General features: G+C 44.8%; 20 protein-coding genes. 8 read left to right on the top strand and 12 right to left on the bottom strand.

The window, feature by feature from the left end; all coding sequences use genetic code 11:
- Window positions 1–24 precede the first annotated feature (24 nt).
- From purU to L5M40_RS05960, 3 genes are all read right to left on the bottom strand, one after another.
- Complete coding sequence (gene purU, locus L5M40_RS05970) at window positions 25–891, bottom strand: formyltetrahydrofolate deformylase (protein ID WP_263175403.1); 867 nt, start codon at window positions 889–891, stop codon at window positions 25–27.
- 165 nt (window positions 892–1,056) lie between these two features.
- On the bottom strand, window positions 1,057–2,538 hold the full coding sequence (locus tag L5M40_RS05965) for a PTS transporter subunit EIIC (protein WP_263175354.1): 1,482 nt from the start codon (window positions 2,536–2,538) through the stop codon (window positions 1,057–1,059).
- A complete protein-coding gene (locus L5M40_RS05960; RefSeq protein ID WP_113938961.1) occupies window positions 2,490–2,954 on the bottom strand; it encodes a flavodoxin in 465 nt (154 codons plus the stop codon). Before L5M40_RS05960 ends, L5M40_RS05965 begins: the two co-directional genes overlap by 49 nt.
- Before the next feature lie 120 nt (window positions 2,955–3,074).
- Here L5M40_RS05960 and L5M40_RS05955 point away from each other — a divergent pair, with 120 nt between their 5' ends.
- Window positions 3,075–3,269 carry a hypothetical protein gene (locus L5M40_RS05955; RefSeq protein ID WP_105249725.1) on the top strand — a complete coding sequence of 65 codons (195 nt, stop codon included), beginning with the start codon at window positions 3,075–3,077 and terminating at the stop codon, window positions 3,267–3,269.
- A 121-nt stretch (window positions 3,270–3,390) separates the two neighbouring features.
- On the opposite strand, the gene truC is transcribed toward L5M40_RS05955, so the two are convergent.
- Entirely contained in the window at window positions 3,391–4,236 is an 846-nt protein-coding gene (gene truC, locus L5M40_RS05950) for a tRNA pseudouridine(65) synthase TruC (RefSeq protein WP_263175355.1), read from the bottom strand.
- A complete protein-coding gene (locus L5M40_RS05945; RefSeq protein ID WP_263175356.1) occupies window positions 4,223–4,543 on the bottom strand; it encodes a YqcC family protein in 321 nt (106 codons plus the stop codon). Before L5M40_RS05945 ends, truC begins: the two co-directional genes overlap by 14 nt.
- 163 nt (window positions 4,544–4,706) lie before the next feature.
- Here L5M40_RS05945 and L5M40_RS05940 point away from each other — a divergent pair, with 163 nt between their 5' ends.
- Together L5M40_RS05940 and L5M40_RS05935 are read left to right on the top strand one after the other, a co-directional pair.
- Window positions 4,707–5,720, top strand: a complete 1,014-nt coding sequence (locus L5M40_RS05940) for a DUF3549 family protein (RefSeq protein WP_263175357.1) — start codon at window positions 4,707–4,709, stop codon at window positions 5,718–5,720.
- Window positions 5,717–6,103, top strand: a complete 387-nt coding sequence (locus tag L5M40_RS05935; RefSeq protein WP_263175358.1) for a DUF3301 domain-containing protein — start codon at window positions 5,717–5,719, stop codon at window positions 6,101–6,103. The genes L5M40_RS05940 and L5M40_RS05935 overlap by 4 nt, the downstream gene beginning before the upstream one ends.
- Before the next feature lie 1,742 nt (window positions 6,104–7,845).
- Here the strand turns inward: L5M40_RS05935 and L5M40_RS05930 are convergent.
- The gene (locus L5M40_RS05930) at window positions 7,846–8,151 is read right to left on the bottom strand and encodes a DUF962 domain-containing protein (RefSeq protein ID WP_263175359.1); all 306 of its coding nucleotides are present in this window, start codon (window positions 8,149–8,151) and stop codon (window positions 7,846–7,848) included.
- The gene (locus tag L5M40_RS05925; protein ID WP_131523813.1) at window positions 8,144–8,782 is read right to left on the bottom strand and encodes a GNAT family N-acetyltransferase; all 639 of its coding nucleotides are present in this window, start codon (window positions 8,780–8,782) and stop codon (window positions 8,144–8,146) included. The genes L5M40_RS05930 and L5M40_RS05925 overlap by 8 nt, the downstream gene beginning before the upstream one ends.
- Before the next feature lie 150 nt (window positions 8,783–8,932).
- Here L5M40_RS05925 and L5M40_RS05920 point away from each other — a divergent pair, with 150 nt between their 5' ends.
- Window positions 8,933–9,166, top strand: a complete 234-nt coding sequence (locus tag L5M40_RS05920) for a DUF2789 domain-containing protein (protein WP_263175405.1) — start codon at window positions 8,933–8,935, stop codon at window positions 9,164–9,166.
- An 11-nt stretch (window positions 9,167–9,177) separates the two neighbouring features.
- Here L5M40_RS05920 and L5M40_RS05915 read toward each other — a convergent pair whose 3' ends face one another.
- Complete coding sequence (locus L5M40_RS05915) at window positions 9,178–9,585, bottom strand: DUF3192 domain-containing protein (protein ID WP_028760621.1); 408 nt, start codon at window positions 9,583–9,585, stop codon at window positions 9,178–9,180.
- Window positions 9,586–9,749: 164 nt separating this feature from the next.
- Here L5M40_RS05915 and L5M40_RS05910 point away from each other — a divergent pair, with 164 nt between their 5' ends.
- Both L5M40_RS05910 and L5M40_RS05905 read left to right on the top strand, forming a co-directional pair.
- Window positions 9,750–10,133, top strand: a complete 384-nt coding sequence (locus L5M40_RS05910) for a hypothetical protein (protein ID WP_263175361.1) — start codon at window positions 9,750–9,752, stop codon at window positions 10,131–10,133.
- Window positions 10,133–10,906, top strand: coding sequence for a Zn-ribbon-containing protein (locus L5M40_RS05905; protein ID WP_105249732.1), 774 nt, complete (start codon window positions 10,133–10,135; stop codon window positions 10,904–10,906). The genes L5M40_RS05910 and L5M40_RS05905 overlap by 1 nt, the downstream gene beginning before the upstream one ends.
- Window positions 10,907–11,001: 95 nt before the next feature.
- Here the strand turns inward: L5M40_RS05905 and syd are convergent, their stop codons facing one another.
- Complete coding sequence (gene syd, locus L5M40_RS05900; RefSeq protein ID WP_028760624.1) at window positions 11,002–11,652, bottom strand: SecY-interacting protein; 651 nt, start codon at window positions 11,650–11,652, stop codon at window positions 11,002–11,004.
- Window positions 11,653–11,711: 59 nt separating this feature from the next.
- Here syd and queF point away from each other — a divergent pair, with 59 nt between their 5' ends.
- The gene (queF, locus tag L5M40_RS05895; RefSeq protein WP_105249734.1) at window positions 11,712–12,569 is read left to right on the top strand and encodes an NADPH-dependent 7-cyano-7-deazaguanine reductase QueF; all 858 of its coding nucleotides are present in this window, start codon (window positions 11,712–11,714) and stop codon (window positions 12,567–12,569) included.
- Between the two features lie 82 nt (window positions 12,570–12,651).
- On the opposite strand, the gene L5M40_RS05890 is transcribed toward queF, so the two are convergent.
- A complete protein-coding gene (locus L5M40_RS05890; RefSeq protein ID WP_105249735.1) occupies window positions 12,652–13,593 on the bottom strand; it encodes a LysR family transcriptional regulator in 942 nt (313 codons plus the stop codon).
- Between the two features lie 123 nt (window positions 13,594–13,716).
- On the opposite strand from L5M40_RS05890, the gene L5M40_RS05885 reads away from it, so the two are divergent.
- Window positions 13,717–15,705 carry an alkyl/aryl-sulfatase gene (locus L5M40_RS05885; RefSeq protein WP_263256405.1) on the top strand — a complete coding sequence of 663 codons (1,989 nt, stop codon included), beginning with the start codon at window positions 13,717–13,719 and terminating at the stop codon, window positions 15,703–15,705.
- A gap of 171 nt (window positions 15,706–15,876) precedes the next feature.
- Here L5M40_RS05885 and L5M40_RS05880 read toward each other — a convergent pair whose 3' ends face one another.
- A complete protein-coding gene (locus L5M40_RS05880; RefSeq protein ID WP_263175363.1) occupies window positions 15,877–16,422 on the bottom strand; it encodes a hypothetical protein in 546 nt (181 codons plus the stop codon).
- Between the two features lie 88 nt (window positions 16,423–16,510).
- Window positions 16,511–17,380 (bottom strand): 4'-phosphopantetheinyl transferase family protein, encoded by an 870-nt coding sequence (locus tag L5M40_RS05875; protein ID WP_317629667.1) that lies wholly within the window; start codon window positions 17,378–17,380, stop codon window positions 16,511–16,513.
- Between the last annotated feature and the right edge of the window lie 419 nt (window positions 17,381–17,799).

Below are 17,799 nucleotides of genomic sequence, written 5' to 3'. Positions count from 1 at the left end.
CCATTGCCACGACTCACCTACATCTTAAAAAACGATCGTTTTATTGCCGTACACGACCACTTGTTCGTTGAGCACTAATTGCAGCGCTTTACTCAATACACTCTTTTCAACATCACGCCCAGCACGTGCCATTTCTAAGACGCTATAACTGTGATCGACGGGAATCACGTCTTGCTTGATAATCGGCCCTTCATCGAGGCAATTATTCACAAAATGCGCCGTCGCACCGATAATTTTCACCCCGCGCTCCCAGGCTTGGCGATAGGGTGCTGCGCCGATAAAAGCAGGTAAAAAAGAATGATGGATGTTGATGATGCAATTAGGATATTGCGCCACAAAATCTGGAGTTAGCACCCGCATGTACTTAGCCAACACCAGATAATCTGGCTCATATTGTGATACTGCGGCCAACAGTGCTTGCTCGTGTTGAATTCGGTCTAAGCCTTCGTGACTCACCAGATGAAAAGGGATGTTAAACTTCTCTGCCAATTCACGTAGTGCATCATGGTTACCCACCACAGCGGCAATCTCGACACTTAAACCACCATAATAGGCTTTCATTAACAAATCACCTAAACAGTGCGCTTCCTTTGTAACTAACACCACAATGCGTTTTTTACCCGCGCTAACTAACGTCATATGATTTTGCGTAGGCAGTACGTCACGCAGATCTTGCAATAACTGTTCGCTGTTAAAAATGCCCTCTAACTCAGTTCGCATAAAGAAACGCCCTTGGGCATTATCCACAAACTCACTGTTTTTGATGATATTCAGTTTATGAGTAAAACAAACACTGGTGATTTTAGCGATGAGGCCTTGGGCATCAGCGCAATCCGTCAGTAAGATTTTACGTTCTATGGATGGCGAAGTATTACCGCGAGTTTCAGTCATTTGTTGCAAAGTTGGCTCTCCTATATTGTCCCTACATCGAGTTTGCCATAGCAAATCATGCTGAACAGTATGAAAACCCTATAATGCGAAAATAAAAATGATATTTCAGAGGCTTGAATCAATAAAATGTAAAAATTAAGCAGTTAATTTTGTAAAAACACAATCCTAGCGGCGAGTATCTAAGTAACGCTGCAATACTTTACGCAAGGTTTCGGCCTTAGTGCCGTAAACCACCTGCACACCTTTGCCCATAACGATCACGCCCTTAGCGCCCAACTGACTCAAACGCACCTTATTGACTAACTCGGGCTTGTGTACGCTCAAGCGTAACCGTGTCAAACAAGCATTAAGTTCAACGATATTTTCACGCCCGCCGAGCGCCGCAATAATCGCCCGTAAACTTTCTTTGGGTCCATTACTGTCGTTATGCTCAAGCCTACCGGGAGTTTTCAAATTAAAGGCTAAAATACTCAGTCTAAACAACAGGTAATATATTATGGCGGTTAAAGGCCCAAGGAAAATAAACCAGCTGGCATTACGGGACAATGGAAATAGCAGCGTAAAGTCCACCAGCCCTTGGGAAAATACTATGCTGTGGTGAATGTCCAGCATAATACAAACAAAATAAGCGAGCCCAGTGAGTAAGGCGTGAATAATAAATAGAATCGGCGCCACAAACATAAAAGCAAATTCGATAGGTTCAGTCACCCCAGTTAACCAACTTGCCGCCCCCGCCGAGAGCATAATGCCCGCCACGCGATTCCGCTCAGAGGGGTCAGCGCAGCGCCACATTGCCAGTGCAGCCGCCGGTAATCCCCACATTTTAATCAGATAACCACCGGCAAGGTTTCCCGCCTGCGGATCGCCCGCTAAATAGCGCGCCACCTCACCACGAACGACTTCATGCCCCAATAACTGATATTGGCCCACCTCTAGGTAAAAAGGCGCATTCCAAATATGATGTAAGCCAAGGGGAATAAGTAACCGCTCTAATGCGCCATAAACGCCAAAGGCGATGGCCGGTTTTTGATAAACCGCCCAGTCGGATACGCGCTCAATCAATAAAGCTAAGGGTGGCCACACATGGGCGAGTACATAACCTAGGCTCATCGCTAGGGGAATAATAAGTAAAGATGCACTGCGACGGCCCTCGAAGAAAGAGAAAATCGCAGGCAAGCGAATATATTGACTCCAACGGACTGCGAGGCAAGTGATACCACCGAGCATCATGCCACCTGCAATCCCAGTATCTAAGGTATCCATTCCTAATAAAGGTTGGGTTGGAAGTCGATACAAATCGGCCAGTGCGGCTAACGTCGCCGTCATCACCCCATAACCAAACACTGCCGAAAAGGCGGCAATGCCTTGATCGCGACAAAAACCAATAGCGACAGCCACGGCAAATAACATCGGCATAATGGCGAAAATGAGTTTGCCCACCGCCAGCATCAGCACTGTCAGCTCTTCGGGCATAAAAGGAATTGGACTAACGGTTAAGCCGAGCATAACCCCAGCGGCGGGTAAAATGGCAATAGGAATAAGCAGCGCTTGGCTTAAGCGCTGGGCAAATTTAAACCACTGTAGATTGACGAAACTACCTAAGCGACGAGCTCGGTTTTGACGACTTGATTCCAGCGTTCTAGCCATTTTATCGCTTCAACCTCAGGTTCCATGGTTTCACAGGCATCAATTTCGAGTAATTCCACCAGCGGCTTAGCGCCAAGTTCACTCAAGAGTGCATCTACCGACTTACCTGCACCGCAGAAAGTCTCATAACTTGAATCACCTAGAGCTATCACACTGTATCTAAGCTCAGGTAAATAGGGGGCTAGATGTTTAAGATTATGGTACCAAGACTGAATATCATCGGGTAAGTCCCCTTGTCCGGTCGTCGAAGTCACCACCACTAACAATTCATCCTGAGGAGGAATAAAGCTTGCTACCTCATTAGGTTGCCACAATGTGACATCATAACCTAAAACTTGCATTTCTTTCTCTAGGGTTTCAGCGGCAAATTGTGCACTACCATATACAGTGCCAAACACCAGATTCACCTTTTTCATGATACACTCCACATCGCGTTGCAAACCTTATTAGGCTGACCTTACTTTATTGTTCAGCGTATGAGCAAGCTAAGGCGCAAATTTTTATAAATCAAGCCATTGAGCGTGAGAAAATATCTAATGCGACAGTCCACCCGCCAAAAACACCTCAAGCAGCACCACAAAACAACCCATATTCGACGTAAAAACTACTTCCACTCCGCCCAGCAAAATCTCATATCGCCACTTGCACTCACGTCTGGATTCTCAACCTTAGCTGTCATGATGCAAGAGCTGCGGCCACAAACAGCACAAACGCCACAACTCCTCGATTAAGCAATCCACCTCGTTTTAAATTCGATGACTTTAGTTTCAATAACAAAGCAAAGTGAATGCACTTAATTTTATTCACGCGGCTAAGTTGATATCACCATATCAAGCATTGGCCGCTTGCTGTTCACGCCTCTTGGGCGATGAATAACTCAGCTTGCTGACTCAAGGTCGCCTCATCCCAACCTAGCTCGGCAAACACAGTTTCCCACTCGGACTCAAGCTCGGTTTCTATGCTGAGCCGAGTTTGAGTTATTGGGTGTGTAAAGGTGAGTTTTTTCGCGATAAGCCACAGGCGATTAATACCGAAATGCTCACGAAAAAACGTATTTTGCTTACCGTCGCCATGGGTGGTATCACCGACGATGGGGTGGCGTAAATGTGCCATATGCCTTCTAAGCTGATGCTTACGCCCCGTTTTAGGACTCAAGCGTACCAGTGCGAATCGGCTAGTGGGATATCGGCCTGACGGATACGGAATTTCAGTATTGAGTAACGGCTCATACGCCGTCACAGCCTCCTGCGCCGCTTTATTAGGATCGGCATTCTTATCGCCTAATTCATCCAACTCAACCTTAAGCGCATAATCTAAAATACCGCTCTCATACATATTACCGCGCACTAAAGCCAAATATTGTTTTTCAATCGTATGGGAAGCAAATTGCTCACACAGAGCATTAGCCACTTCACTACTCTTGGCAAACAAGAGCACGCCGGATGTCGGCCTGTCGAGACGATGTACAGGAAACACATGACAGCCCACTAAGTCACGGGTCAGCTGCATGGCAAAAAATCGCTCCCGACGCGCTAAATAACTGCGGTGGACCAATAAGCCTGCGGGTTTATGAATTGCCACTAAGTGCTCATCTTCATAAAGAATTTCAATCTCAGGCGCCTGCTCTTCTGAATCATCCTCTTGGGATACATTCACTGCATTTTCAGGCGTTTCAAGCCAGATATCATCTTGATTCATTTAACAACATATCCAATTCATTCAATAGGCTAATTAAAGTTTGGCGCGGGAGCATATCCTGCCAAACATGTTCAGCCATAGGGGCAATCGCAATTTGCGTCGGCAATGGCGCCCCCGTTTCGATTAAAGTCTGCATTCTAGGCAGCAAAATAAACTGCAGCCACTGCTCAAGGGGCATAAGATCACAGGCAAAAGGTGCTGTGCTTGCCATTGCTGCGGCAGAAGGCGCTTGCTCAGACCACAACTCGGCCGCTTGCAGCGCGTGAGTAATCTGAGCCAATTTAGCTTGGGTTTGACTGTATAACATAGCTTTCAGATCCATTCTCATATTAGCCCTGTGTGATTCGAAAACTTCCCACAATTCACTGGCCGAATAGGTCGATTAAAGTGCCGCAATCATACCATCCAGACGCACTTCCCCCTATAATGGCGCCAATTTATTGAGCCTCTTTGATTGATATGGCAGCCAAATGACTGAAATTACAACTTTAAGCCAGTTTTTAACCACAGCCAAAACCCAGTTCCAAGTGTATGATCTTGGCCGTAGGGTGCAACATATTGATATGCTCGCGTTTCACCAAATAGAATCTCTCGCTACCCCTTATCCTTACCCTATTCAAGGACATGCGCAGTTTGCTATCGTCTTTTGGGATGCCAGTCAGCAACACTTTATTTGGTTTCTAAAACTGGCGTTAGATGAGCAAGGATTACTGTCGCCTGCACCGCGCTCACAATTTATCGAAATGATATTAGCGGCATTAGGGCAAGATCCCACTCAGCCGCTCAGTGATGAGCAGCAAGAACAACTCGCGAATAATCCCTTTAATTTCAAGCCAAGCCAAGAAAAACTGGCCGTATTTAACGCACTCGTTCGTAAACAACTTGGCCAACGCGCTTCATCACAATACGAGTTTGCCGTGCAATATCTGTCAGGCCAAGTTGCCCCATCACAATGGCAACATATTGGAATGCAAGGCATAGCTGATGTGTGTGTACGTGCAAAAGAATTTGATCATGAGCAGCACTTGGTATCGAGTTTTGATACAGCCGCCATTGAAGTGCAAATCGCCCTATGCCAATGTCTTGAACACTTACTGATTAGCGACACACTCGCCGATAAGATTCTAGCGAAACTTCAAGACGCGGCTCCAGAACACCAAGCCTATTTCCTTCGCGCTCTAGCTTCTAGCGCTAAACACAGCCAAAAAGCGTTTGAGCATCTACACGGCCAATCCTCTTTAGATACCAATGCCCTCATCAGCATTGCCGGACGAAACTGGTCGGTATTAAAACAAGATTCAAGTCGCAGTCTTTACTTAGAAGCTTTAGCACTGCAGCCCCAAGCCTTTTTTAATCAGGTCTTTGCTGATATTGTGGCTATTCCTAGTTTGCGCAATCAACTACTAGGCGAATTAAGAAATCCCAATCGAAGTGTTCAACTATCACAAGCCATAGGTGGTTTGTTTAAGGCAGCTAGCAAATGATGTCAGATTTACTGTTAATTATTGGCCTCGTCGTGATTGCCGCATTCTTTTGGCAACTACGCCAAATGGCAGAGTTGAGCCGTATTTTTGCCGAAAAAGAATGTTGGCGACAAAAAGTTCAACTGTTAGCCATTGCCATGGAAACTGCCCGCCCAAGTATTGGCGGCACCACGGGGATTTGTTGGAAAGCGAAATATTTATTTGAATTCAGCACCGACGGCATTAACCAATACCGTGGCCATATTTGGATGCAAGGCAAGAAAATTCAAAAGATTGAATGGCCTATCTTCCCTGAGCCTGAATGGCATGAAGCCCCAACGTCACAGGGTAAGTTTGGCGGGTGTGGTACGCAAAGTGGTTGTAGCTCAGGCAAATGCCATTAAGCTTTTATCGACAATGTTGGTTCAAATAAAATGTGAGCCAACATAGAGAGCAAGACATCATTCTTTTTTATCGTAAATACGGCTAAAAAATAACTCACTGTAAAAGTTAAAAAAGAAAGGGCGCGGCCCTAAAGCCACGCCCTCCTATTCTCTGTTAAGCTATCCAGCTATTTTTGTGCTCCCTGCACCATCCATGCGTCAATCTGCGTCCTGCTTCATCCCTGCTCAATCCTTGAGGTCCTTGTACTCATGTACTTCCCTATCTCTTGGTCATCCAGTCCCAAGCTTGCTCTTTCCTGAGCGGTTCCATCATCATCCATGAAACGGATATTGCATCCATTCAATTGCACTCCCTGTGCCATTGCCATCCTATGCAATGAGTCTATCAATCCTTGATAGTCTCCCTTCCTTAGTATTGGCTCTCTTTCATCCTGAAAGGCCTATATCCCTATCTTTCCTTAAGTCACATTCCTTAGTCACTGTTCGATCATCCTGATCGCCAACATCCTGTTGCCCGCAATTCCTTCTACAAGATGAATTCTACGCCAACCAACGAAAGTACTCATTGTGGATTATTTAAAATGTTAACGAAAATAGAGGGCTCAATTGATGGCAAATATACTAACCGACTGATATAAATAAAAATAATAACCAACCCAAGACATAACCACCCTTTTGACTTACAAATTACTTACATACTTGTGAGAGATCTCTTACACGGAGGATGGCAATTAGAATCAAAAGTAAGCAAAGCGCTAGATGTTCTCCCCTGAAGGACTTATGCATAAACCGCTATCGCTCAATATTAGACAAGCATTCGGCGCATGACCAGAACACAGACAACACAGAGAGTAAATCATTGGGCAATAAGAGAAGTAGGACTGGTGAACATGCTTTACGGTGTGAAGTCTTTAAGCAGCGTTAAGATAAAGTCTATGTGAATAGCGTTATAGCTTGGCAAAGCCAGATTAATGCTGAAAATGAACCAAAGAAAAGGGCGCAACTAAAGTGCGCCCCATTTATCCTTTGTAAGCCGTCCTGCTCGATTTGTGCTCCCTGCACCATCCATGCGTCTGCTTGCGTCCTGCATCGTCCCTGTAATCCCTTTTGTCCCTGTGTATCAAACTTACGTGAGATAACACTCAGTCCCTTGACCTGTAAATCCTTTCTACAGAGCCTGTCATTTCCTATGACGTATTCCTATTGCATCCTGCAAAATTTATTTTCCATAGATTAGTACAAGCTGTTCACCCTTATACTTTATCCTTATCTCGACACATCCTGTTTCGAGTTCATGCTTAATCCTTAAGCGTGTCCTGTATTCTTCCTGAAATTCATCATCCTGACGATACAAATCACTGTCCCTAATCATCCTTGAAAAGCAATCCTGCTTTTCCTTAGCCTATCCGAGGCGAATGACAGTTTTCCTACCGTCAGCGATTTCAACCTTGAAATCTTAATTCGTTGCTTCTTGCGTCCCTTTGGCCTGTTTCGCTTTCCTTGCTATCCATTTGCTTTGGCCATGAGTGAATTCTACGTTAACCCTAACGTTTTTGTTCGGCTCAAAGAACGGACTACAAAATTAATTACGGACCAACCAAAGAAAAATAAATACAACCCAATGATTCTATTTAAAATTAAATATTGTAGAACAAAAAACAATCAAAAAGAAAACATTATGTCCTACAACGTTTGTAAGCGATCTCTCACACGGGCATGGGCATCTCACTCGGGCAGTTTTTTTAACGTTTAAAAAAGCGGCAGATCATCTGCGCAAACATCACCCAATCTGCCATCAAACTGTAAAAAGGATACTGAAATGTCGCGGGTCGATTCTTCTCAAATACGAAGTGTCCCACCCATGCAAAACCATAACCAACAATAGGAATAAACCAACATAGCCACCAAGCTTGTGAAACCAAGGCAATGCCAATCAGCAGCAGAACTAAACAACTGCCAACAAAGTGCAATTGCCGACAAGTCGGGTGCTGGTGTTGGGATAAATAGAAAGGATAAAAATCGGCGAAACGTTTATAAGAGTTAGTCATCTTGTTGAACCGAATAGAATAAAAGTTGGCCATGAATACTGCCAATACTCAGCTCGCCTATGGATACAAAGTCATGCTGAGTAAACAGTTGCAAGTGGTTCTCCTGAGCGATAAACACACCAATGCCATCCAAATCAGGCTGCTCATCACACCAACTCACCACAGCTTGTACTAACTTATGTCCAAGTCCTTTGTGCTGTTCATTTGGTGCAAGAGCAATAAACTGCAAAATACCGCAGTGCTTACTGGGTAAAAGTTCAATAATACTGGACTCTTTGTTCATTAGCGCTTGAGTCGATTGCCAACCTGTACCTAACAACATCTTTAAGCGCCAATGCCAATAACGCCCTTCCCCTAAAGGCACTTCTTGAGTAACGACACAGGCTAACCCAAAGAGTCTTTCATGGTCGAATAAACCAATGAGGGCTTGTTTTTGTTGCCATAACGTATTGAGTTCTTCCCTGATTGCGGCGCGCAATTTTTGCTCATAAGCGGCTTTGTCTGAGGTAAAGAGTGAATCGACAAAAAAAGGATCATCATGGTAAGCGTTATAGAGAATAGAAGCGGCAATGCGTAAGTCTTCCGCGGTCAAATAGACTGCGCGGCAGTCCTCCAGAATTTCATTGTCCATCGTTAGCATTCCTTGACTTAGCTCACACTTTTTTATGCGTAACTGTTAATCTACCAAGGAAACTAAAAAGTGCAAATTTTAATCATAGATTGCATTTTTCAATCAGGCGCTTACTCTAAACGAAGGCACTATACTGAAAAGGAAATAATGATGGATACAACTCCAGTAGACTTAGGCCACTTGTTTGAGCAACTCGGTTTAGACAGTAGCGACGAGGCCATAGCGCAGTTTATTGCAACCCATGATATCGACCATCACATCCATTTAAGCCAAGCGCCCTTTTGGACCCCTGCCCAAAAGAGCTTTATCATTGAAGGTTTAGAAGCCGATGCCCTCTGGACTGAGCCCATTGAGCAATTAGACACTCAGCTACGTAAACGATAAGACTCGTTGGTTCAGATTTTACCGTAAGCCGTTTCACCCCAACCCACTAAGGCATTGTTGCTCAGCACGATAGGCGTACATTCATCCTTAGTGGTTTTTCCATCGCCATTATTACGCTGGGTACGATAAAACAACACTAAGACTTCTTTATTGGCTTCACCTTGTTGAGCACTTTGTTGAATATAGGCTTCACTAAAATCAGCGGTGCCCATTAAGATCATCACTTGGTCTTTAGGCATGCCTAAGCTCAGTTTGGTTAAGTTAGTGCGATTTTTATCCTGCACTTTCTCCCAAGATTCGCTGCTATCCCAGCCCGATTCCCCATCACCGACATTGACCACGCAGCCGCTAAGACCTAAGCTTGCGAGCCCTAAAAAAGTGATGGCGATAAGTTTGTTATTCAATTTATGGTTCATCATGTGACATCCTGTGTAATTATTATTGAAGCTTAAAAAATGGTATTTCGGCTGGACAATAAGCAAAATAAATGCCACAAGACAACACACTGTTTTTAAATGAAAAAAATAATTATTATTTTAAAATTGGTTTAAACAATTCAACAAATTAAGGAATTTTGCTAATTATGAGTCCCCTTGACCAAGTATTAGCGGCCGCACGTTCGCTCGAAGCCTGCGGTAAAGTACCGAGCCTTGCCTTAATTAAAACCCGTTTAGGTAGTAGCCTACCTTTACCGATATTGATCCAAGGCTTACAGCAATTTAAATCTATGCCTAAGGCGGAGCGCGAGCGTTTAGCTGAGTTGCAAACTATCAGCCCTACAACTGACGTTCCCGCAACTAACGATACCTTAACCCTTGCAATGCTCGCCGAGCGCCTGCAGATGCAACAGGCGTATTTTGAACGTCATGCTGAGCAGCAAAAAACAGAAATAATGCAATTAAAAAACGAACTGCTTGAACTTAAACAACGCATCAACTTATTAGAAATCCAAGGAAAAACAGCTTAATGTTTGTCACTGAACTGCGCTTCGAATGCTTCGCCGACACCACGATCTCTGCCGCCGAGAAGGCCATTAATCAGCTCCTTGAAGCCTATCGAGCTAATGGCCAAATCTTAGGGCGAGAATTTGCGGTCGCCTTTAATGACGGTGAGTTTAGAGTGCGTTTATTGATGCCAGAGAAAAGCAGTTTAGCGCACAAATATCACAGCCCTTGGGTCAAAAAAGCCTTAGTAGAATTAACCGACGCTAAACTACTCGCGCCGCGGGAAAAGTTTATTGGTCAGGATATCAATTCTGAAGTAAGTAATACCGAAACACCCAGCTGGCAACTGCTATACACCAGTTTTGTGCATATGTGCTCGCCCCTACGCAGCGGCGACAATTTATTGCCCATTCCCCTGTACCGTATACCCGCAACCTTTAATGGCGATCATAAACGTATTATCCGTTGGCAGAGCGAATGGCAAGCCTGCGACGAGCTACAAATGGCGGCGGCCACCAAGGCAGAATTTGCTGCGCTAGAGGAATTATCGAGTCCTGACAGTGATTTATTTCGCAGAGGTTGGGATTTGCGCGGTCGTATCGAATATCTCACTCAGATCCCGACCTATTACTACTTATATCGCGTTGGCGGCCAAGATTTAGCCACAGAAAAAACGCGACCTTGCCCACGTTGTGGCAGTCATGATTGGAAACTCGATGAACCTTTATTGGATATGTTCCATTTTCGCTGCGAACCTTGCCGCATAGTGTCGAATCTGTCTTGGGATCATCAATAACACCTGTTTATCCCCTTGCAAAACTCAACCTAAGATAAGCCACGCTTAGATTGAGTTAATACTTAGGTTAAGAATAAAAATGTCGCTCACAGAAGTTAACGTTTACCGAAAAGGTTTTGCCACATACGTTTAAAACTGGCGAAAATACCAGGATGTTCTAATGCGGGCATAGGTAATTCTTCATGTTTAACGGGTGGTGCTATCCGTGGCGATAATGCTTCAATAAACGCAGTCAAACTCGAGGACAATTGCTCAGATTGCACTTCACCAGGGATTTCAATCCATACGCTACCATCACTGTTATTGATGGTGAGCATTTTATCTCCCTCATCTAACAGACCGATAAACCAAGTCGGTGACTGCTTCAGTTTTTTCTTCATCATCAGATGACCAATCAAGTTTTGTTGCAGGCAATTAAAATCGTCATCATTCCAGACTTGCAGTAACTCCCCTGTGCCCCACTTAGAGTCAAATAATACTGGGGCGGAGAAATAATGACCGTAAAAATCATTGATCTCTGGCCATAAAGTTAACTCCAGTGCATGCTCTACATTGGCGAAACTGCCTTCAACTTTGCGTTTCACTGGCTGCCAAGAAACGGCCTGTTCAAGATCCGGTTGAAATTCGCCTTGAATACACACAGAAGGCTCACCCTGTGGGTAATAACGCGGTAGTTCACCTAAACTCGTTAAGTAAGCTTGATGATAGTTTTGCAAAAATTTATCGAGTGCGGGCAGACAAGACACTTAAGCACAATCCAATTTCAGGTATAATGTGCGCCTATTTTGACATGGAAACAGTATTGATGACACAGAATCACGATCCCTATAGTGATGCGCAAGCGCTTGTTGGCCTGACTTTAGGTAAAGCCACCGACTACCAAGCCGAGTATGATGCGTCGCTGCTGCAAGGGGTTCCACGCTCACTAAACCGTAATGCTATTGCACTCACTGGGACGTTACCGTTTCATGGTGCCGATATCTGGACGGGTTATGAGCTGTCTTGGTTAAATGCCAAAGGTAAGCCTATGGTGGCCATAGCTGAATTTCATTTAAGCTATGAAAGCCTGAATCTGATTGAGTCGAAATCGTTCAAACTGTATCTCAATAGCTTTAATCAAACCAAGTTTGATAGCCTAGATTCACTACAAAAAACCTTAGTGCAAGACTTAAGTCAGTGTGCTCAAGGTGATGTTAGCGTTAAGATTATCGAGCCAAAAAGCTTTGGTATTCAGCGTATTATTGAGTTACCTGGCACTTGTATTGACGATCTCGATATTGAAGTCAGCGATTATAGTTTTAATCCTGATTACTTAGTTAACAGTACAGACGATAAGCAAACGGTCGCGGAAACGCTTAATTCAAACCTGCTGAAATCCAACTGTTTGATCACTTCGCAACCCGATTGGGGCAGCGTGATGATCCGTTATCAAGGCCCTAAAATCGATCGCGAGAAACTGCTGCGCTATTTGATTTCTTTCCGCCAACATAACGAATTCCACGAGCAATGTGTCGAGCGAATTTTCGTCGATTTAAAACGTTTTTGCCATTGCACTAAATTGACAGTTTACGCCCGCTACACGCGTCGCGGTGGTTTAGATATCAACCCTTATCGCAGTGACTTCGAGCAACCTGGTGAAAGCCACAGACTCGCAAGACAGTAATGACCTTCTTAGGCGATTAGATTAACAATCTGAGATAGAAAATAAGGTTTAAAAACTGCAACAAAGCTCTGAATCGCTAGCCCTAGCTGCTCGCTAGATTCAGAGCTTTTTTATTCACAGTGTTTGCACTCGCATTAAGCAATAAACGCCGTAGCCATTGGTGGCTCGGGTTTTGGGTATATTTACTGCTCCACACCATATACAAATCAATTGGCCTTGTTTTCAGGGGCATAGGTAAAATCTGTAAGCCGAACATCTCAGCGTACTGACTGGCGTACCGCAAAGGCGCTATGCCTATCGCCTCACTTTTGCCGACAGTTGCAAACATACTCAATAAAGATGATTGCTCACTGTACATTTTGCGCCTTGGTAACACGCCTTCGGTAAACAAATCCCCTGCAGTCAAATTAAAACGCCGCATATTTAAAAAGACGTGTTTCTCCTCAAAATACTGCCCATGGGTGATAGCACCTTGAATACGAGGATGCTGCAAACTGACGATACAAACGAGGGTTTCGGTGAAGAGTAATTTGCTCGAGAGCAAACTTTGCTGCGCGGGCTTAATGTCTATGGCAACGGCGACCCGCTCAAGCAAAATATCGCGATATAGCTCATCCTCCTGCGGCGGCGACTCGCGGAAAATGACTTCAATATCCGCATTCTGTAATAAAGCCTGCACGCCTGATTGCAGCGCTTCGATAACCGACTCATTAGCATATACATAAAAACGCCGCTGGCTCGAGTTGGGATCAAAATGCTCAAACCCTAGTAATACGGTTTCAATATCCGCCATGGGCTGTTCAAACTTACGGTACATCTCCCGCGCCACAGATGTCGGCTCAATTCCCCGTCCAACCCGATTAAACAGCGACTCCCCGACCCAAGCCCTGAACCGGCTTATCGCATTACTCACGGAAGACTGAGTTAAATCTAACTCCTGCGCCGCTTGGGTGAATGAACGAGTACGGTAAACCACCATAAACACGCGTAATAAATTTAAATCTAATGGCTTTCGTGTCGGCATAAGGGAGTACACTCATTCACTATATGAATATTACAACCAAAGCTAACTCAAGTTATCTAAATACACAAGCTGGCTATACTCAAACCATCAACGACACTATCCCACTTTTTGGTAGGTAAAATAATGCAAAAATCTTTGATGACAATGAGTATTATCGCCAGCTTCTCTTTAAGCGCCGTGGCCGCTGAACACGAGCATGAACATATTAGCCTGCACTATCAGGGAAAGCCTGCCACCGAGCAAACCATTGCGGTAAACAAAGCCACGGCAGCAAGCCTTAATTTTGCCGATAAAAAAGCCTTTGAAGAGTTTTCTAAAAATCTTATTGCTGAACTAGATGAACCAACAGCAGCCATTTTACGTGCCGATTTCAGCTTTATTGGCGACAAAACCCCAGACACAGTCAACCCTTCACTTTATCGCCAAGCCCAGTTGAATATGGTGTCTAACGGCTTATACAAGGTCACAGATGGCATTTATCAAGTGCGTGGCACAGACTTATCGAACTTAACCCTTATCCGCGGTAAAACGGGCTGGATCCTTTATGACGTACTGCTGACCAAAGAGTCAGCAAAGCAATCCCTTGAGTTTGCGCTTAAACACTTGCCCGAGGGCAATGACTTACCCGTAGTCGCAATGATTTATTCCCACAGTCATGGAGATCATTTTGGCGGTTCCCGCGCCATCAAAGAGATGTATCCGAACGTCAAAGTCTATGGTTCCAATAACATCACCAAAGAAATTGTCGACGAAAACGTGCTTGCCGGTAATGCCATGAGCCGCCGCGCCGCCTATCAATACGGCGCAACATTAGAGCGAAACGATCAAGGCATTGTCGATGCCGCACTTGCTAAGGGATTATCCAAAGGCGAAGTGACCTACGTTAAACCCGATGTCACCTTAAATGCCAAAGATAAGTGGGAAACACTCACCATTGATGGTATAGACATGGTGTTTATGGATGCCTCAGGCACAGAAGCCGCCTCGGAAATGGCCACCTATATTCCCTCAATGAAAGCATTGTGGACCGCAGAGCTCACCTACCACGGCATGCACAACATTTATACCTTACGCGGGGCAAAAGTCCGAGATGCGATAAAATGGTCTAAGGATATCAACGAATTACTGACCCATTTTGGTAATGATGCACAGGTTATATTCACTGCCCACTCAGCCCCCGTATTTGGCAATACTGATATAAACCAATACTTAAGAATGCAAAGGGATAACTATGGCCTAGTGCATAATCAAACCCTGCGTTTAGCCAATAATGGCGTGGGTATTCAAGATATTGGCGATGCTATTCAAACCACTATCCCTAAGGCTGTGCGCGATACTTGGTACACCAATGGTTACCATGGCACCTACAGCCATAATGCCAAAGCCGTGTACAACATGTACCTTGGCTATTTCGATATGAATCCCGCCAACTTAAACCCACTACCGACAAAAGATGAAGCGGCAAAATTTGTGGAGTATATGGGCGGAGCTAAAGCCGTAGTGAAACACGCCAAAGCCGACTATGCCCAAGGCGAATACCGTTTTGTGGCCACCGCACTCAATAAGGTCGTGATGGCAGAACCTAATAATAAAGAGGCAAGACAATTACTTGCCGATACCTATGAGCAACTGGGTTATCAAGCCGAAGGGGCTGGCTGGCGTAACATTTACCTCACTGGCGCCCAAGAGTTACGCGTAGGCATTCAACCCGGCGCGCCTAAATCGGCCTCAGCAGATATTTTAGGAGAAATGGACATATCGACCCTATTTGACTTTCTCGCCGTAAAAGTCGATAGCCTCAAAGCAGCTGAACTTGGGCTAATCAGGCTTAATGTGATTAACCCCGACACCCAAGAAACGCTCTATGTTGAACTAAGTAACGGTAATTTAAGCAATATTAAGGTTGATAAACCGATGGAGGCCGATGCCAATCTTTATATTGATAAACGCTATATTACGGGGATTTTACTCGGAAAAGTCACACTTAAAGAGTTACTGGCTAAGGGTACTGCCAAGTTAGAGGGTGATAAAGATGCCTTCGGTAAGATAGCGTCGACCTTAGTAAAGTTCGATGAAAGCTTTGAAATCGTCCCACTACCAAGCGCGAAATAACCAAATCAACGCCCTGAATCTTCAGGGCGTTTTATGGAAAAATTACACTAGCACTAACCATTCTGACACTTGGCGAGTCGAGTTCTGTAAGCAAAAGAGTGAAGTACGGATAGCCATTTGCACGACATGTTCTCTCGTGCAATCTTTAAAGACTAGATTAAAGTAAGATAATTAATTCGCAGACTCTGACGTTGGGACTGAAGTTTTGCACTCAAGCAATAACTGCTGAAAATGCGCGCCTAAGTCTTGCTGGGCAAATTGCTCGCTCGCGGTCACCATTTGCTTAAGGCTTTGTAAGGCTTGATCTAAACCTTGTTGCTCGATAAGGCTTTTAGCATAAGCCGCCGCATCGGCGCCCTTTTGTAGCAAGCTCGCAACCTGATCAAAACTGATGTCTTGCTCCATTACTTTCTGTAAGTCACCCAGCAACTCTGCCACCTTAGCGGACTCCACCAGCGAACCTTCAACATTGACTAACTTACCCAGCGGATCTTGGCTGAGTTTTCCAGCCACACAGGCCGAAACTGTGCCTGCTGCCGCGCTTTGAGCCACAACATCTAAGCCATTGGCACGAATTTGCTCAACCACTTGCTGCAACTGTGGATCTTGGGCTAACCAAGCCTGCTCCAATTGCTGTTTTTCATCGCCACCAAAATAACCACAACCAGATAGCAACACCATCATAGTGGCAGGTATTAGGCACTTAATCCGTTTCATTGTTAAACCTCATTTATTTCATTCAAATTCAAAATATTATGGGCGTGACTATACCCAGCAATGTTTAACCGAAGATGAATAAGACCAGTTAACCATAATCGGCAAGTAAGGCTTCTATGTTGCTCAGTTGCGCCGTTAGCATTATGGAAATCTCGGTGTTACCAGCATGCCCTAAACTCACGGCAAAACGGTACTCCTCGGTCAAACGCCCAAAATAGGTTTGCCAATACAATGAACTTGCATCAATGGTTTGCAGCGGAATATTAGGATAGACACTCAGCAAAGGCGCCACACCACAGAACGGCATCAACGCAGCATCTTGGTATCTAAGCTCAACCGATCCGGCCACCAATTGTTCGAATGGCTTAAGATCAAAGCCGAAGGATTTAAGCGACTGCGCTAAACCTAGGCCAGTCGCCTTGATATAAGATTCCTTTAACGCCCATAAATCGAAAAAGCGCTGCCGCTGACTCGCTTCATCGACAAGGGTCAACAAAGCCGCAGTTTCTTGGGCGGAAAAATAATGATTTAGGATTGGATAGATATCCGTCTTCGGCCGCGATCTTTCAATATCAACCCCAAATAACCCAGACTCAACACCATGAAACTGAGTCACACCAATCAATAACCAATCGCCGCTATGGCTTAGGTTAAACTCAAGCCCCGTTTGCTGTTGCAATTTTGCCGTTAAACTCGGCTTACCCTTAGCGCCATATTCAAAACACCACTCGTGTGGCGATAAATCCGCATAGCGAGATAACACGGCCCGCAACGCTGCCCTGACCTGTAATCCCTTCATTTGCGCCTTGGGATCGCGATAACGCGCGACCTTAGCGAGTTCATCATCACTTAACCAAGACTGAGCGAGTGATGTTTGCGGCAATGAAATATCGCTCAGTGGAATAAAAAATAGATCCACATTCACGCCGTTTTTGCTAGATGTTCTGGAGTCGGTCATTTGAGAGCCTTGCAGGACAAAGCCTTGCGGCTGATGGTTATCATTGTCTGGCTTTTTGGAGAGCACTTAGCAACATTCATATCTGGGTTCATCATTATCTGAGTTCATTATGCATCTTAAATAGTTTCAACTAAGCCCGAGTTCAATTCTTAGCAGCACTCTAATTAGAGCAATTCTTAGAACGACTCTGAACGCCATCCTAAGCGCAAATTTTTGCTGCAATTGCGCCAAGATTTTGCGCCCAAATTAACAGGTTTAGCCGCACAGTCTCATTCATGACGAAAGGGCCAGTAAGCCAATATTGGGCTATTTTACCCCGCGAACTCAAAAAAGCGGCCTTTATCGCCCCTAAAAATTTAATTCTTCCACTATCAAAGTATTAAAAAGCCCAAGCGGTCAGCGAAAACCCAACATAACGC

Origin of the sequence: Shewanella sp. SM68 (assembly GCF_025653925.1) — a bacterium.
Taxonomy (GTDB): Bacteria; Pseudomonadota; Gammaproteobacteria; order Enterobacterales; family Shewanellaceae; genus Shewanella; species Shewanella oncorhynchi.
Note: the sequence above shows the minus strand (reverse complement) of the source record. Positions and strands in the feature narration are given on the sequence as shown.

Excerpts from the sequence above, each read along its gene's own strand:
- purU (WP_263175403.1), bottom strand. The coding sequence starts at position 891 with ATGACTGAAACTCGCGGTAATACTTCGCCATCCATAGAACGTAAAATC.
- L5M40_RS05965 (WP_263175354.1), bottom strand. The coding sequence starts at position 2,538 with ATGGCTAGAACGCTGGAATCAAGTCGTCAAAACCGAGCTCGTCGCTTA.
- truC (WP_263175355.1), bottom strand. The coding sequence starts at position 4,236 with ATGAATCAAGATGATATCTGGCTTGAAACGCCTGAAAATGCAGTGAAT.
- L5M40_RS05910 (WP_263175361.1), top strand. The coding sequence starts at position 9,750 with ATGAGTCCCCTTGACCAAGTATTAGCGGCCGCACGTTCGCTCGAAGCC.
- L5M40_RS05945 (WP_263175356.1), bottom strand. The coding sequence starts at position 4,543 with ATGTTATACAGTCAAACCCAAGCTAAATTGGCTCAGATTACTCACGCG.
- queF (WP_105249734.1), top strand. The coding sequence starts at position 11,712 with ATGACACAGAATCACGATCCCTATAGTGATGCGCAAGCGCTTGTTGGC.
- L5M40_RS05885 (WP_263256405.1), top strand. The coding sequence starts at position 13,717 with ATGCAAAAATCTTTGATGACAATGAGTATTATCGCCAGCTTCTCTTTA.
- L5M40_RS05875 (WP_317629667.1), bottom strand. The coding sequence starts at position 17,380 with ATGACCGACTCCAGAACATCTAGCAAAAACGGCGTGAATGTGGATCTA.
- L5M40_RS05880 (WP_263175363.1), bottom strand. The coding sequence starts at position 16,422 with ATGAAACGGATTAAGTGCCTAATACCTGCCACTATGATGGTGTTGCTA.
- L5M40_RS05915 (WP_028760621.1), bottom strand. The coding sequence starts at position 9,585 with ATGATGAACCATAAATTGAATAACAAACTTATCGCCATCACTTTTTTA.
- L5M40_RS05920 (WP_263175405.1), top strand. The coding sequence starts at position 8,933 with ATGGATACAACTCCAGTAGACTTAGGCCACTTGTTTGAGCAACTCGGT.
- L5M40_RS05890 (WP_105249735.1), bottom strand. The coding sequence starts at position 13,593 with ATGCCGACACGAAAGCCATTAGATTTAAATTTATTACGCGTGTTTATG.
- L5M40_RS05935 (WP_263175358.1), top strand. The coding sequence starts at position 5,717 with ATGATGTCAGATTTACTGTTAATTATTGGCCTCGTCGTGATTGCCGCA.
- L5M40_RS05925 (WP_131523813.1), bottom strand. The coding sequence starts at position 8,782 with ATGGACAATGAAATTCTGGAGGACTGCCGCGCAGTCTATTTGACCGCG.
- L5M40_RS05960 (WP_113938961.1), bottom strand. The coding sequence starts at position 2,954 with ATGAAAAAGGTGAATCTGGTGTTTGGCACTGTATATGGTAGTGCACAA.
- L5M40_RS05930 (WP_263175359.1), bottom strand. The coding sequence starts at position 8,151 with ATGACTAACTCTTATAAACGTTTCGCCGATTTTTATCCTTTCTATTTA.
- L5M40_RS05940 (WP_263175357.1), top strand. The coding sequence starts at position 4,707 with ATGACTGAAATTACAACTTTAAGCCAGTTTTTAACCACAGCCAAAACC.
- L5M40_RS05905 (WP_105249732.1), top strand. The coding sequence starts at position 10,133 with ATGTTTGTCACTGAACTGCGCTTCGAATGCTTCGCCGACACCACGATC.
- L5M40_RS05955 (WP_105249725.1), top strand. The coding sequence starts at position 3,075 with ATGCGACAGTCCACCCGCCAAAAACACCTCAAGCAGCACCACAAAACA.